General features: G+C 44.3%; 12 protein-coding genes and 1 tRNA gene. 6 read left to right on the top strand and 7 right to left on the bottom strand.

Going from position 1 to position 14,298, the window contains the following annotated elements; all coding sequences use genetic code 11:
* Positions 1 to 448 precede the first annotated feature (448 nt).
* The 4 genes from C942_RS00760 (at position 449) to C942_RS00745 (ending at position 6,106) form a co-directional block, all read left to right on the top strand.
* Positions 449 to 1,075, top strand: a complete 627-nt coding sequence (locus C942_RS00760) for a DUF2760 domain-containing protein (RefSeq protein ID WP_036798280.1) — start codon at positions 449 to 451, stop codon at positions 1,073 to 1,075.
* Positions 1,075 to 2,910, top strand: a complete 1,836-nt coding sequence (locus C942_RS00755) for an Hsp70 family protein (protein WP_007461337.1) — start codon at positions 1,075 to 1,077, stop codon at positions 2,908 to 2,910. The genes C942_RS00760 and C942_RS00755 overlap by 1 nt, the downstream gene beginning before the upstream one ends.
* Positions 2,911 to 2,965: 55 nt before the next feature.
* Entirely contained in the window at positions 2,966 to 5,800 is a 2,835-nt protein-coding gene (locus C942_RS00750; protein ID WP_007461336.1) for an Hsp70 family protein, read from the top strand.
* Between the two features lie 102 nt (positions 5,801 to 5,902).
* Positions 5,903 to 6,106 carry a helix-turn-helix domain-containing protein gene (locus C942_RS00745; protein WP_007461334.1) on the top strand — a complete coding sequence of 68 codons (204 nt, stop codon included), beginning with the start codon at positions 5,903 to 5,905 and terminating at the stop codon, positions 6,104 to 6,106.
* 58 nt (positions 6,107 to 6,164) lie between these two features.
* Here C942_RS00745 and C942_RS00740 read toward each other — a convergent pair whose 3' ends face one another.
* The 3 genes from C942_RS00740 to C942_RS00730 form a co-directional block, all read right to left on the bottom strand.
* Positions 6,165 to 7,007, bottom strand: coding sequence for a hypothetical protein (locus C942_RS00740; RefSeq protein ID WP_007461332.1), 843 nt, complete (start codon positions 7,005 to 7,007; stop codon positions 6,165 to 6,167).
* Positions 7,004 to 7,861: an ABC transporter ATP-binding protein gene (locus C942_RS00735; RefSeq protein ID WP_007461330.1), complete on the bottom strand. Its 858-nt coding sequence runs from the start codon at positions 7,859 to 7,861 to the stop codon at positions 7,004 to 7,006. Before C942_RS00735 ends, C942_RS00740 begins: the two co-directional genes overlap by 4 nt.
* A 579-nt stretch (positions 7,862 to 8,440) precedes the next feature.
* Positions 8,441 to 8,743, bottom strand: a complete 303-nt coding sequence (locus C942_RS00730; RefSeq protein WP_007461328.1) for a hypothetical protein — start codon at positions 8,741 to 8,743, stop codon at positions 8,441 to 8,443.
* Positions 8,744 to 9,627: 884 nt separating this feature from the next.
* Between C942_RS00730 and C942_RS00725 the strand changes: the two genes are divergently transcribed.
* Together C942_RS00725 and C942_RS00720 are read left to right on the top strand one after the other, a co-directional pair.
* Positions 9,628 to 9,704, top strand: a tRNA-Pro gene (locus C942_RS00725).
* A gap of 1,007 nt (positions 9,705 to 10,711) precedes the next feature.
* Entirely contained in the window at positions 10,712 to 12,196 is a 1,485-nt protein-coding gene (locus C942_RS00720; RefSeq protein WP_007461326.1) for an alanine/glycine:cation symporter family protein, read from the top strand.
* Positions 12,197 to 12,420: 224 nt separating this feature from the next.
* Here C942_RS00720 and C942_RS00715 read toward each other — a convergent pair whose 3' ends face one another.
* The 4 genes from C942_RS00715 to C942_RS25690 all read right to left on the bottom strand — a co-directional run bounded on the left by C942_RS00715 (position 12,421) and on the right by C942_RS25690 (position 14,075).
* Positions 12,421 to 12,768: a DUF3802 family protein gene (locus tag C942_RS00715; protein WP_007461324.1), complete on the bottom strand. Its 348-nt coding sequence runs from the start codon at positions 12,766 to 12,768 to the stop codon at positions 12,421 to 12,423.
* 143 nt (positions 12,769 to 12,911) lie between these two features.
* Entirely contained in the window at positions 12,912 to 13,325 is a 414-nt protein-coding gene (locus C942_RS25700) for a GGDEF domain-containing protein (RefSeq protein WP_332308673.1), read from the bottom strand.
* 24 nt (positions 13,326 to 13,349) lie between these two features.
* A complete protein-coding gene (locus C942_RS25695) occupies positions 13,350 to 13,574 on the bottom strand; it encodes a hypothetical protein (RefSeq protein WP_332308672.1) in 225 nt (74 codons plus the stop codon).
* Between the two features lie 120 nt (positions 13,575 to 13,694).
* Positions 13,695 to 14,075 (bottom strand): response regulator, encoded by a 381-nt coding sequence (locus C942_RS25690; protein ID WP_332308675.1) that lies wholly within the window; start codon positions 14,073 to 14,075, stop codon positions 13,695 to 13,697.
* Positions 14,076 to 14,298 lie beyond the last annotated feature (223 nt).

Raw genomic sequence — 14,298 nt, 5'->3', positions numbered from 1 at the left:
GTATTTTTGAGCTGTCAGTCTACCCAAAACCAACACCAATAACCTGATCAATCACACATTGTGCTTAATTGATAGAAATATCCCTTAGAAATTTTGAAACATAATTTAGTCATTTTGTTTCAAGCAAAGGGGTGAAAACATGAACAAAGAGTGACAAGGTCGTGAAAAACAGACAAAAAATGGAAGGAAGCAATCAAAGTTTTCATAAAATACTTTATGGACGCAATAGAATATCACAGCGGCTGGACTACAATGACAGAGTTATGTCAAACCCTTGATTGGTTGCAAATTAATCTAAGGCACCAATTCTTAGCTGATTTAAGGCAAAAAAGCCCCCCGCCTTAGATGTATTGCAGCATGAGTATGTTAGTATTCAGCCCAAATTGTTCATAGTGAATGAGTTTTTCACTGTAAAGAGAAGACGGATATGGCTTTTGATTTTTCTAATATGACTGTGGATCTTTCGGCAGTGCCGACAACTATTGATATGGGTCATGCCTGGTTAGGCGGACTGGTATTGGTACTACTAGTTTTGTACATCGCTAAAAAAGGAAAACCGGTAGAAGTTGAAAAGGTTGTCGAAAAAGAAGTCGAAGTAGAGAAAATCGTCGAGGTTGAAAAACCAGTAGAGAAGATCGTAGAAGTTGAAAAGATTGTAGAAAAAATTGTTGAAGTAGAACCAAAGCTGAAAACCGCAACGCCAGACGCTGCGCTTCAGCTGCTTTCATTACTTCAGCAAGAAGCCCGCTTTATCGATTTCATGCAGGAAGACCTGAAAGGTTTTGCTGATGCTGAAATCGGTGCTGCTGCACGTGTTATCCACGAAGGCGGCCAAAAAGTACTAAACGAATACTTTAGCTTCGCGCCGGTTCGTACCGAAGAAGAAGAAACTCGCATTACCCTGCCACAAGGTTTCAATGCCTCTGAGGTGCGCCTGACAGGTAATGTGGTTGGCGAAGCTCCTTTCACCGGAACCCTTGTCCACCGCGGCTGGAAAGTGACTGAAGTTAAACTGCCTAAACTGGCAGAAGGTCACGATGCACACATCGTTGCCGCCGCTGAGGTAGAACTGTAATGCAAGAAACACAAGAACAACGTTTTAGTGTAGGTATCGACCTGGGTACTACACACTGCGTACTATCCTATGTTGATCTGCATGACGAAGACGCATCAGTTAACGTTATGCCTATGGCTCAGCTTACCAACCCAGGTAATGTTGAAGAAAAAGATCAGCTGCCATCTTTTATGTACCAGGCTCACGAATCTGAGCTTGCTGAAGGCGACACAGCTCTTCCATGGAACGCTAAGCCGAATGCTATCGTAGGTAGCATGGCGCGCTCTCTGGGAAGCAAAACCCCTATCCGCCTGGTTGCCAGTGCAAAAAGCTGGTTGTGCCACGGTGGTGTAAACCGTCGTGATGCCTTTCTGCCGCTAAACAGCCCTGAAGAGGTTACTAAGGTTTCTCCACTTGAAGCGACCCGTAACTATCTTGAGCACATGGCTGAAGCCTGGAACAACAAACACCCTGAAACACCGCTGTTTGATCAGGATGTAACCATTACTGTTCCTGCATCATTTGATCCGGCAGCCCGTGACCTGACAGCAGAAGCGGCCCGCAGTGTCGGCTTCAAACACATGACGCTGCTGGAAGAGCCTCAGGCAGCAGTATACAGCTGGCTGAAGAACAATGATGAAAGCTGGCGTGACCAGGTTTCTGTCGGTGATGTGGTACTGGTTGTTGATATCGGTGGTGGTACTACCGACCTTTCACTGGTTGCTGTAACTGAAGAAGAAGGCAACCTGGTACTTAACCGCGTTGCGGTTGGTGACCACATCCTGCTGGGTGGTGACAACATGGACCTGGCTCTGGCCTACCGCCTGAAAATGAAACTGGCGCAGGAAGGCAAGCAGCTTCAACCATGGCAGATCCAGGCAATCACACATGCCTGCCGTGATGCAAAAGAAGCCCTGCTGAGCGACTCTGAGCTTCAGGCTGTGCCAATCGTAGTACCTAGCCGTGGCTCTAAGCTGCTGGGCGGAACTCTGCAAACGGAATTGACTCAGGAAGAAGTGCAGCAAACTCTGGTTGAAGGTTTCTTCCCTCGCAACAGCGTTGAAGAGCATCCGGTTGAAATGCAGCGCGGCGCTCTGACTCAAATGGGTCTGCCTTATGCTCAGGACGCAGCAGTGTCCCGTCATGTTGCCGGCTTCCTGAGCCGCCAGTCTTCTGCTGTTGACGAGCTGTTTGAAAAGTACGAGCAAGTTCATGACGGTTTCATCCGCCCGACAGCGATTCTGTTTAACGGTGGTGTACTGAAGTCTCAGCTGCTCTCTGAGCGTCTGCTGTCTATCATCAACAGCTGGCTGACTACAGCCGGTAGCCCTGAAGCTAAGCGACTAACAGGCGTTGACCTGGATCTTGCAGTCGCGAGCGGTGCGTCATATTACGGCTCAGTTCGTAAAGGTAAAGGCGTTCGTATCCGTGGTGGTATCGCAAGCAGCTACTACGTAGGTATCGAAAGCTCTATGCCTGCGATTCCAGGTATGGAACCGCCTCTGGAAGCCCTGTGTGTGGCACCATTCGGTATGGAAGAAGGCACACACGCTGACGTACCAAGCCGTGAGTTCGGCCTGATTATCGGTCAGCCGGTTCAATTCAAGTTCTTCGGCTCAACAGTTCGTCGTGATGACCCTGCTGGTACTCACCTGGACTGGTGGCAGCCAGAAGAGCTGGAAGAACTACCGGCGATTCAGGTAACTCTGCCTGTTTCTGAAGGCCGCACTGCCGGTGAAGTTGTCCCGGTTCGCCTTGCGTCCCGCGTGACTGAACTAGGAACGCTTTGCCTTGAAGCTATTCCTACAGATGGCGGCGAAAAATGGCAGGTTGAGTTCGACGTTCGCGAAAAATAACCCCTACCTCATTACGGCGCATCCACGATGCGCCGTAATTTTTTTGGAGTAACAGATGTCTTCCCCTCGTTATCTTGTCGGTATCGATCTAGGTACAACGCACACTGTTGTCGCATTCACACCAATTACCGACGATCTCGAATCAAGCCCTATTGAAATCTTTGAAATCGATCAGCTGATCGCACCGGGCGAAGTGGCAAGAAAACCGCTATTGCCTTCATTCCGTTATCATCCGACTGAAGGTGAAATCAATCCTTCTGAATTAGTACTACCTTGGGATGTCGAACCGGTTCCGGGTGATATCGATAATGCGATTATTGGTGAATTCGCTCGTGAACTCGGCGCTAAAGTTGAAGGCCGCCAGGTTGTCAGTGCCAAGAGCTGGCTGTCTCACACCGGTGTAGACCGCAGTGAGCCTATCTTGCCATGGTCTTCAAATAGCAAGGTAGTCAAAGTCTCGCCAGTTGTCGCTAGTGCCAGCTACCTCAACCATGTTCGTCAGGCATGGGATTACCACCATCCGAATGCAAAGCTGAAACACCAGGAAGTGGTTATCACTGTTCCTGCCTCATTCGACGAATCAGCTCGAGCCTTAACTCTAGAAGCAGCCGCTATGGCTGGCTTACCAAATATCCTGCTGCTTGAAGAGCCTCAGGCCGTTTGCTATGACTGGTATGCCCAGAATAAAGCGGAAGCCGAACAACTGCTTAAAAACATCCCTCTGCTGATGGTGTGCGATGTTGGCGGTGGTACAACAGATTTAAGCCTGATCAAAGTCGGGACAGAAGATGACAAGCTCACGCTGGATCGCATCGGTGTCGGCGATCACCTGATGCTTGGTGGTGATAACCTGGATCTTGCCCTGGCACATAAAGCAGAACAGCGCCTGCATGGCGGTGCTAAAAAACTCAGTGCAGCGGGTTTGTCCAAACTGATCCAGCAAACCCGGAAGGTGAAAGAACAGCTGCTGTCCGGCAACGCGCCGGAGACAGCCAAAGTCACCTTACTAGGCAGCGGCTCTAAACTGATTGGCGGTTCAAAGAGTATTGAGCTGACCCGAGAAGAAGTTCACTGCATAGCCTTGGACGGTTTTTTCCCGAAAACAGAATATAAAGATCAGCCAAGCCAGCGCCAGGCAGCAGTTGTTGAATTCGGCCTGCCCTATGCTGCGGATCCAGCCATCAGTAAGCACCTTGCTCAGTTCATTGATTTGCATGACAAGGTATGTCGTGAAGCATTAACTGCCAATGACATTAGCATTGGTGACGACCAACCAGCCATTCCTGCGGCAGTACTACTTAACGGCGGTGTATTCAACAGCCCGATTCTATCAAACCGTGTGCTGGATACTTTCTCGCACTGGCGAGGTGACACCGTCACAGAATTAAAAAACCCGCATCCGGACCTATCTGTCGCCCACGGTGCAGTAGCCTATGCGAAAGCTCGCCACGGTGCTCAGCTAAAAATTGGTGGTGGTTCAGCCCGCTCTTTCTTCCTTGTCCTGGAAGGTAAGAAAAAAGCCAAACAAGGTATTTGTATACTGCCTAAAGGGATTGATGAAGGTACAGAGATCAGATTTAAAGATCGTAAGTTTGCCCTGACCCTTGGCGAACCAGTTCGTTTCAACCTTGTTTCATCAACAGATGATGAATACACCCAGGCAGGCAAGTTATTTGACATTGATAACGAAAGTTTTGTGTCTTTACCGCCATTTATCGCAACATTAGACAGCGAGCGAAACCGTGCTGAACTGGCTGCCAACCAGAAAGATCGTGAAGAAGTCACCCTCGCCTGCCAATTGACCGAAGTCGGAACCCTTCAGATCGAATGCGTCAGTGTGAACGATGAAAGCAAACGCTGGAAAGTAGAGTTTGCCATTCGAAAAGATCTGGCAAAACTCCAGCGAGGCCATGAAGGTTCAACCCTGGCTGAGTCCGCATTGCCTGCCCGTATCGACGATGCCATCAGTGCTATCAAACAAGTCTATGGTGGCAGTACCAAAAACGTCGATAATAAAGCGATTAAAACGCTGCGTAACGACCTGGAAAAAATGCTGGGTAAACGCGATAACTGGGAGACACCAAGCCTGCGTGAACTGGCCAATGCCCTGCTCGACAGTAAAAAGCGCCGCCGCCGCTCTGACATTCACGAAAGAAACTGGCTGAAGCTTACAGGGTTTACGATGCGTCCGGGATTCGGGTATCCGTCTGACGAATGGCGCATGGATCAGTTATGGGCACTGTATCAGCATAGTGTTCAGTTCGACAGCAACACTCAAACCTGGAGCGACTGGTGGAACCTCTGGCGCCGGGTAGCTGGCGGACTGTCTCAGGAACAGCAATTGGTGATCTTTAAAGATATAGCCAAGTACATTAACCCAAGTGCCCTACGTAACGGCAAGCTCAGTAAGGAAATGAATGAGCGCAGCTACGAGGACATGGTTCGCTTGGCCGCATCACTGGAAAACTTACCGTTTGATAAAAAGCTGCAGCTTATCGAGTGGCTGTTTGGCCGCTTACAAAAAACTCAGCATGCACAGGCTCACTGGTGGGCAATCGGCCGTATAGCAACTCGTAGTCCGTTTTATGGCAGTGCGCATAACCTGCTAACACCACAGCACATCGCTTACTGTTTACCTGAGCTAATGGAGTTTGACTGGCGCAAAGAGCCTTATATCGCTTTTGCCGCGGTGATGATGTGCCGTATGACAGGTGACCGCGCGCTTGATGTTGATGAACAAAACCGTGCTGAAGTCATTGCTAAGCTTAAGAAAAGCAAAGCTCCAGAAAGTTGGATCAACATGATTTCGGAAGTGAAGGTACTGACAGAAGCAGAAACCAAGCGAGTATTCGGTGATGCATTACCTTCAGGATTACGCTTGCTCGATTAAGGTTCTGTTAGGGTTCGGGTGTTAATCTCAAAGCATAAAATTTCGTGTATTCCTTGCGCCGATATTCTTGCAGGGATTTTTATGTGTTTAGTGAGTATTAGCATGAACCGTTCCCAATATCAGATAATCGCTCAGCGTATTTTCAAATCCGAAAAACAGCGCGTTGCTGTTGAGGCAGTGGTCTTTGAGGGCTTATCCAGCTATGAAGCTGAGAAGCGTTTTGAGGTACCAAAAGGTACTCTCTCTCGTAACGTACGAAAGTACAAAAACGAAGTTGAATACCTTAAAACTGTCGTTGCTGCTTAATTCAATACAGCACTCACAAATAACAAAACGGAGAGCAAATGCTCTCCGTTTTTACAGGTTACTCATGAAGAAAATCACCGGCAGCTCTTAGTCTGCAACACATATAAAACATACCGCCACTCATAAAGATAAGCCCAGCCTGAGCAAGCCCGCCTAAACTTAGATACGCAACCAACGGTGAATCACTTTTCAGAATCATTAACGGCAACGAGTAAACACCAGTAATAAAATCTCCGATTACCGAGCTGGCAAAAACGATATAAGTAGTCAGCTTAACAGCCAGTACCGCAACTATCGCAGTGATTAGTGGATGATTTGTCAACTGAGACAGCACAAGTAACACACAGGCAATCGGTAACAAAGAAAGGCTGATAACAGCGAGACGCCCGACAAAACTGCTCCAGTGCCACGCCATAGCCGGTAGAGTAATTGAAAAACTCGCACTCACCTGTTCTGTCAACAGCCAATGCGTCAACACCCAGACAATAACATCAGAAACTAATAGTAATAACGACGTAATCAAAGGAATAACTACCAGAGCAAAAATCAATTTAGCTCCAATCGCCATGTAATCTGAAACCGGCATAGAACGCCAGAACATCAGGCTACCTTCCTGGCGCTCCTTACGTAATGTCTTCGGCACATACACCATAAAAAGAACAAGAAAGATTAATCCTGAGATCATCTCATTGAGCTTTCCTATCATCCCGGCAAATACCGTTGAGACAGAATCAATACCAAAATCACCTAATCCGGACGAATGAAAAGAAAAGCTGAAATTGTTACTGCTAACCACCAGCACAAAATTAAAGACTGCAAATAATGCAATAATCAACGGCAACCGAAGCACTATACGATGCTCTGCCAGCTCTTTTTTAAGCAATGTCAGCAAAGTATTCATTCTCCAACCTCCAACTGCTTTGCAATAAAAATATCTGACAATCCTGTGTGGACAACCTGCCCTAAAGGGTGGAGTTGTTCTTCAATTACATCTTCGAACAATAGAATATGATCTTTATTTTGCGCTCTGTGATACACAGGTTTCAACGCCATAGCTTCATTCAAGTTATCTGATGTAGTACATAAAGTTGAAAAGCGATTTTTTAATTCCGCAATGCTGCCTTGTAATACCGTTTTTCCCTTTTTTAATACCAGAATATCGGTAAGCATATGTTCAATTTCAGCAACCTCATGACTTGCAATGATAAGAGCTCGCTCTCCTTTTCTGAACCAAGACATTAAACCCTGGTAAAACTTCTCGCGATACATTAAATCTAGCCCGAGTGTTGGCTCATCAAGGATCAACACTCGTACATCAGTAGCCATCACCAACGCTAGGTGTAGCTGCATCTTCATCCCTTTTGACAGCTGATGAACACATTTCCCGGGACGGATATCTGTTTCTTCAAGCAATCGATACGCTTTTTGTCGATCAAATGAAGGGTGAACGCCTGACATGTATTTAATTAACTGCTCAACCTTCATCCAACCCGGCAAAACTGCGACATCAGAAATACAAGCCAGATCTCTCATGACCTTTACGCGATCTTTATCAGGATGAAAACCAAATACAGATAACTCACCATCAAAACGCTGTGCGCCAAGAATAGACTTTATTAAAGTCGATTTACCAGCGCCATTATGTCCCAGCAAACCCAGTACCTGTCCTGTACTTAACTCAAAACTGACACTCGACAACACTTCATCACGTCGATGCGTCTTACCGAGCCGATCGGCTTTTATCAATAATTCCACAAGTTGTTTCTCTATTCTTAATATATCTGATACCAAACTAATGTCTTCAGAACGAAATCATCTGGCTATCACGCTAAAGGGATAGTAACAAAGAGAAGCAGAATTAATAAGGGCTGATCATGATCAGCGCCTTATGCTGAAATTTCATAGAGATTGGCTAATCAAAGGGTTACCAAATCGGAAGGGAAATATTGAAGGATTATACCTCTATCAACATACCAAAGCTCACTGTAGCTATTAAACTCAGTGATCGTTTATAACCAAAAAGTGATGAAAACAGCACACATCCAGGATTAAAGCCTTGCTACCTGTAAGCGATCTTCAAAGAAATATACATCAGGTACATACAACCTCAGAACCTTTGATGATGTTCTGTTATGAATGCTATATGGTCTATTTACGTTGCGTCAGCTCAAGTATAAAAGAAATATAAGTCCTATTGCCGTTAGAGCAACATATAGAAAAAGAAGTTCTCTCGAATGAAGCTTAGAAGTCAGTGCCTAAAAGAAACACAGCTCCTACCTGGCATAACATGAAATTTATGCATCAGGCGTAATAACAACTATATTAGTTATGTCATTACTCTTCGTTATCAACTAGGTCTTCTGGGTGAACACCATCTTTTTCCATCATAGCCAGAATTTCAGTCATACGAACCTGGCGTGCTTCATCTTTAAATTCATAAAGAACAGCAATCAAATCATTGATTTTCTGTAGTGGAATACGCTTGATAACAGCCTTTTGTCGGCCTGGGACTTCATCAGCGAAATCAATTAGCATTTTACGATAATCAGCACGTTCTTCTTTAATCGTACCAGTAGTTGCATCAACATTTTTCAACATTGCAGTCAGAGCTTTTTCTGCCGCAGCAAAAGTATCCATGAAATATACCTCTTGAATCATAAACCGGCGTGTGATTGCCAAAGCAATACAAGGTTAATGATTTTTATTAAATGGCCTTGAAGCAAGAGCCACGCATTTGAAGCGTTACGTTCAGCTTAGAAATAAAGACAGCCTCAATAAGAACTCGAAGCTGATGACGGTCTGTCAATTAACATTAGACTGAAATGATTTCTGCTCACACTCTAATTATAATGGAATATTGTGACTACTACGCCACCAGACTGCCTAACGCGCCGATAATACCTCTAGACGACTATCTTGTGAACTCATATTTAGTGAATTTCATCAATTACACAAGCAAAATTGTGTTTGTTAAGACACTATTCAGACTTGTTGTAAACATTTTGGTTCAAATGAAACAGATTGGCAACAGTCAACATGGCAAAAATTCACACTTTTTAGTCATGCCACTATGAATTTCAAGACATCGATCTCAATATGCCGAAAGTGCAAAGCTTTACTAATTTGTTAAATTAACCACCAAAGCTTTAATGTATCACTATCACTTACATTCCCTTACCTGTGAAATCGGCGATCCCTGGCACAACCATTAGCTTCACCACTAATAGAAACTATTTTTGCTATCCGGTGAATAATTAAATCGGGCATATAATTCACACAATAAATCAGATTTGATTAATTTTATGATCAATAAAATACTCATTTCCTCTCCCTTTGTCTCCAAGTAGTACAGCCATCTACTAAGATGCATGCCACTCTTTGAACACTCTCTGCGATAATAATTAATAACGTCAGAGGCCTTTTGTGATTCATGCCACGCAGTTAAAACTTTGTTTTTGCGTGAGTTTAATATTGCTGTTAACCTTTTCCTGTCAACAACTTAGTTATAAAAGGCCTTATGGCGGACATTAGCGCAGCCTGGTAGCGCACTACTCTGGGGGAGTAGGGGTCGCTGGTTCGAATCCAGTATGTCCGACCATAAGGCCTTTATTTTTAGCATCTATCACTGACATGCCCCGCTCCACTTCTTCAGCGTTTGATATAAATGAAACAAAATACGGCACATTCATATATGTATTCGATAGTGCCAAATCCCTCCTCACATTTAACACCTATAATGTTCACACAGGTTCTAACATTCTGTTTCATAACACATGAGATTAGTTGAGCCAGTATTAAGTCAAATAAGATACAGACGTTTTTAATTATGCTGTTTCTTACCAACGCTAGTTGTAGGCAATCTGATGATTTTTTCGTGTCAGAAGAAATGTTTAAATCTGTATTTGTGGGCATATATGTACAGGCATTAGTTTATTTTAGCTCTGTAAGCTGATTGAAGCATTTTATAATAATGTTCCTAAAAGCTCCGCCACCATTCCACAATCTAGAATGGCGAGAATATTGTGAATAACTTTATTTCGTTGCCAGTGACCATTCGCAATACATATTGCTAATGTAGTAAATCATCACCACTTCTGGTTCTCACTAAGCGATAAAGTGTTCAAATAACAATCACATGATAATTCCATGTGAATAAAAAACACCAATTCACTAGTTTAATTTTTGTTAATTTACGTGAAAACCAGGTTAAATCACTGATTTTTATTAAATGAACAGTGTTCTCAACATTAAATAAACCCAACAGCAGGCGACACATTAAAATACTGATATAAAAGGTAAAATTTTACAGGGCAAAATACCCATTACATTTATTGCAAAAATTCCATAGCATTAATGTGATCTTGATCACGCTGGGTTATTGAGATTTCGTGCTAACTTTCAACGCCTTAGATAGACGAAGCATCTGATTCTATGTTTCACAAATGTGAATGCAACCAGTATCTGATAGCGGTTCATTCATTCTTTCAAAAATAACAATACAAGAATCATCTTACGAACTGTCACATAAACGGACGTTCCGGTTCTCTCAGTCAGGTTCTCTTAATTAAGAGTGAACTGGCTGAGCTTCATTTACAGGAAAATTGTATGAGTGTATCAAACGAAACTTGGCTAACATCGCTGAATGACGGACTTATGTCTGCCATCGGCGCCGTTAATGGTTTGCTTTGGGGCCAACTGCTTGTTTACCTGCTCGTTGCAGTAGGTGTTTACTTCACTTTACGTCTCGGCTTCATTCAAATCCGCCAATTCAAACACGCTGTCACTGTACTTAAAAGTGGTACAGATGTAGACAACGGTATCAGTTCTTATCAGGTATTCTGTACCTCTATGGCAGCCCGTGTCGGCACAGGTAACATGGCCGGTGTTGCGGTTGCACTAAGTGTTGGTGGCCCTGGTGCTATCTTCTGGATGTGGGTTATTGCTGTCTTCGGTATGTCGACTGCTTTCATTGAATCTACGCTGGCTCAGATCTATAAAACCAAAGATGTTGATGGCCAGTACCGTGGTGGACCAGCTTACTATATGGAAAAAGGCCTAGGTATGCGCTGGATGGGTACACTATTCTCTGTGTGCCTGATCATTGCATTCGGCCTGGTATTCAATGCTGTTCAAGCAAATACCATTACTGACGCACTGAACCACTCTTTCGGTATTGATGAAACCTTCATGGGTGTGCTGATTGTAGCCACTTCAGCATTCTTCATCATGGGTGGCCTGCGTAAGGTAGCATCAGCTTCTGCGCGTATCGTCCCTGTAATGGCTGTTGGCTACCTGGCAATTGCTCTTGTGATCGTAGTAATGAACATTTCTGAGCTGCCTGCAGCAATCGCTCTGATTGTTAAGAGTGCTTTCGGCTGGCAGGAAGCTGCTGCCGGTGGTGTTGCTTACACAATCTCGCAGGCGATGCAAAGTGGTATTGCTCGTGGTCTGTTCTCGAACGAAGCCGGTATGGGTTCTGCCGCTAACGTAGCAGCAAGTGCAACGCCAAACCCTAACCACCCTGCTTCACAGGGCTTTGTTCAAATGCTGGGCGTTTTTGCTGATACTTTGGTTATCTGTACAGCATCAGCCGCAATGATTATGCTTTCAGGCGTAATGGATCAGCCTGACGCGGCTTCCGGTATTGGACTGTTACAGCAGGCTCTGACTAGTGAACTGGGTGGCTGGACAACTTACTTCATGGCTGCGGCTATCCTGTTGTTCTGCTTCTCCTCCATTATCGCAAACTACACTTACGCTGAAACGAACATCATGTTCCTGAACGGCAACACCAAGAAAGGCCTGTTTGTTTTCCGTCTGATTGTTCTGGCAATGGTTATGTTTGGCTCTGTAGCTTCTCTGCCTGTTGTATGGAACCTTGCAGACGCATCAATGGGTCTGATGGCTTTGGTTAACATCATCGCTCTTGTAATGCTGTCTAAACTGGCAATCAAAGTTATCAAGGACTATGAAACTCAGCTTAAAGCCGGTAAAACGCCTGAGTTTGACCGTTCTAAATTCCCAGAGCTGGACGAACTGGACGGTGCATGGCATCCGGAAGGTACAGACCCTATTGCGATCAGCAAATAACACAGCTGACTCACTAAAACTCTAGCTATGAAAAACAAACACCCCGCTTTGTAGCGGGGTGTTTTTATATCGGTTACAAAAAACCACTATTCTCGCGAACCTGACAAGCTCTCTCAAGGCCTGAGCATTATCATTCGACAGGTTATATGGCCTTATGCTACGCATCAAAAAAGCAGCCTGTAGGCTGCCTTTAATCATACTCGAATCAATCTGTCGTCAGGCGATCAAACGCTCTGACCACTAATTGCACTGTCAAACAAGTTCTTAACCAGCCCAATATAATCTTCAAGGAACGCAATCTGCTCATTTGTCGGGCAACGATGCCATGCTCCGGCAAGAACCTCGGAGAGGTCTTCAACCACAGCATCAGCTTCCTGCATCAACTTAAAGCGAAAATCCGCATCCAGATCAGGGTTCTGTGTAAAAACAGCCATCAGATTGGTTGCTATCATATCAGTAACAACATCTTCCACTGTTTCACTCCCGCCATCTGTACTCGCATTCTCAAACAGAGACAGATGCTCAGTGAAATATTCTATCAACGCATGATAGCCTTCAGACTCAACAACCATAAAAATTCTTTGGGTTAGTAATAGTTTGTTTCAATTCTAAGAAGAATGAGCGGAATTACAATACTCTAAACCGATGTTCTTGCTCTTGATCAAAATGATAAAAAAACTGTCACATGCAAGTTGCTGTTAAATATTGACAGTTTTCAAAAACGAATTCTCATTCCTACATTCCTCACGCAAATAAATGGTGGTTTGATTACGACCATTTTTTTGGAGCTGTACAACGCAGAATCAGAGAGTGACAACCACTGTTCGTAGTTTTTCATCCATGGAGCCCACTCACAAACACCAAAGCTAATTGTGACCCTGATATTCCTGACATCCACAGAAACCGTGGCTTCTTCTACCCTGTTGCGTAACCTTTCTGTAAAGTAAAGCCCATGCTCAGCCGTTGTGCCCGGTAAAATCACCCCAAGCTCTTCTCCGCCATACCTCCCTGCTATATCACTCTGACGTTTGCTTCCTCGCAGTAAACTCGACACAGTGCGAATGACAGCATCACCAATGATATGCCCGAAGGTATCATTCACTTTTTTAAAATGATCGATATCCAACATGATCAGAGTCGACGGTAAACCGGTTTACTGCCAACTCTCAAATTCCTCGGCAAGACAAACTTCCCATTGTCCACGGTTGTATAACTGTGTTAGACGATCAGTCATACTCAGGTGAGTTAGCTGCGCATTAGGTTCACGCAGATGGGTTTTATTTCGTGCTATGTCCGCTACATCCGTTATTGTCAGGCAGATATGGGAGATCTTACCATCAAGGGACTTCAATAGTGTCAGCATCATATTCTGGTACATAAACGATGAGCCACCGGTAACCGAACTGAAATTTGAAAAATTAAAAATTCTAGGTCTGTCCTCCCAGCATCTGAAAGAACGCATTCTGAGCTTAATTGTCGACGCTATTTTGTTCTTAAGCTATTCAACTGGCAGATCTTCTACAACCTCAAATAAGTTCTTCCGAAGAACCTGATCCGAGCCGATACCACTGTATGCCCCCATAAATACATTCCAAGCATAAACGGTATAATTCTTATCGATAATCACAACACCTGCATCAATGTTGTCCATAACCTGCTTTTGTACATCAGCCGATAAAACAACAACCCTCATTTCATGCTTTGTCACAAGCAAAAACTTAAGGACTTCAAAGCCATCCATAACGGGCATGATTAAATCAAGAAACATAAGATCAATATCATGGTGTTGCAGGCACGCTAGCGCTTCTTCGCCATTCTCCGCAAAAAAAAGCATGACGCCTTCCTGCCCGGATAAAACTCCGGATACAGCCCGATGCACAATTGGCGAATCATCACATACCAATATGCTCTGTATTTCCTCCTTGTATTCCTTAGGTGAATTTATCGCGGCTTTATAATAATAAAGCCCGCCTAAATTTATACCCAATGATTATGATATTTATTGAATAAGTGAACTGGTTTGCCCTTCTCCTCTTTTACTTTGTGGTTATTAATTTTCAGCAGCTGTAATACAATCTCATATCTAAATAATAACGATAGGG

The sequence above is a fragment of the Photobacterium marinum genome (assembly GCF_000331515.1).
GTDB lineage: Bacteria > Pseudomonadota > Gammaproteobacteria > Enterobacterales > Vibrionaceae > Photobacterium > Photobacterium marinum.
This window is presented reverse-complemented; position numbering and strand designations above follow the sequence as displayed.

What these genes read in the sequence shown, in the direction of transcription:
- C942_RS00760 (WP_036798280.1), top strand. Translation starts at nt 449, where the DNA reads ATGACTGTGGATCTTTCGGCAGTGCCGACAACTATTGATATGGGTCAT.
- C942_RS00755 (WP_007461337.1), top strand. Translation starts at nt 1,075, where the DNA reads ATGCAAGAAACACAAGAACAACGTTTTAGTGTAGGTATCGACCTGGGT.
- C942_RS00750 (WP_007461336.1), top strand. Translation starts at nt 2,966, where the DNA reads ATGTCTTCCCCTCGTTATCTTGTCGGTATCGATCTAGGTACAACGCAC.
- C942_RS00745 (WP_007461334.1), top strand. Translation starts at nt 5,903, where the DNA reads ATGAACCGTTCCCAATATCAGATAATCGCTCAGCGTATTTTCAAATCC.
- C942_RS00740 (WP_007461332.1), bottom strand. Translation starts at nt 7,007, where the DNA reads ATGAATACTTTGCTGACATTGCTTAAAAAAGAGCTGGCAGAGCATCGT.
- C942_RS00730 (WP_007461328.1), bottom strand. Translation starts at nt 8,743, where the DNA reads ATGGATACTTTTGCTGCGGCAGAAAAAGCTCTGACTGCAATGTTGAAA.
- C942_RS00720 (WP_007461326.1), top strand. Translation starts at nt 10,712, where the DNA reads ATGAGTGTATCAAACGAAACTTGGCTAACATCGCTGAATGACGGACTT.
- C942_RS00715 (WP_007461324.1), bottom strand. Translation starts at nt 12,768, where the DNA reads ATGGTTGTTGAGTCTGAAGGCTATCATGCGTTGATAGAATATTTCACT.
- C942_RS25700 (WP_332308673.1), bottom strand. Translation starts at nt 13,325, where the DNA reads ATGTTGGATATCGATCATTTTAAAAAAGTGAATGATACCTTCGGGCAT.
- C942_RS25695 (WP_332308672.1), bottom strand. Translation starts at nt 13,574, where the DNA reads ATGTACCAGAATATGATGCTGACACTATTGAAGTCCCTTGATGGTAAG.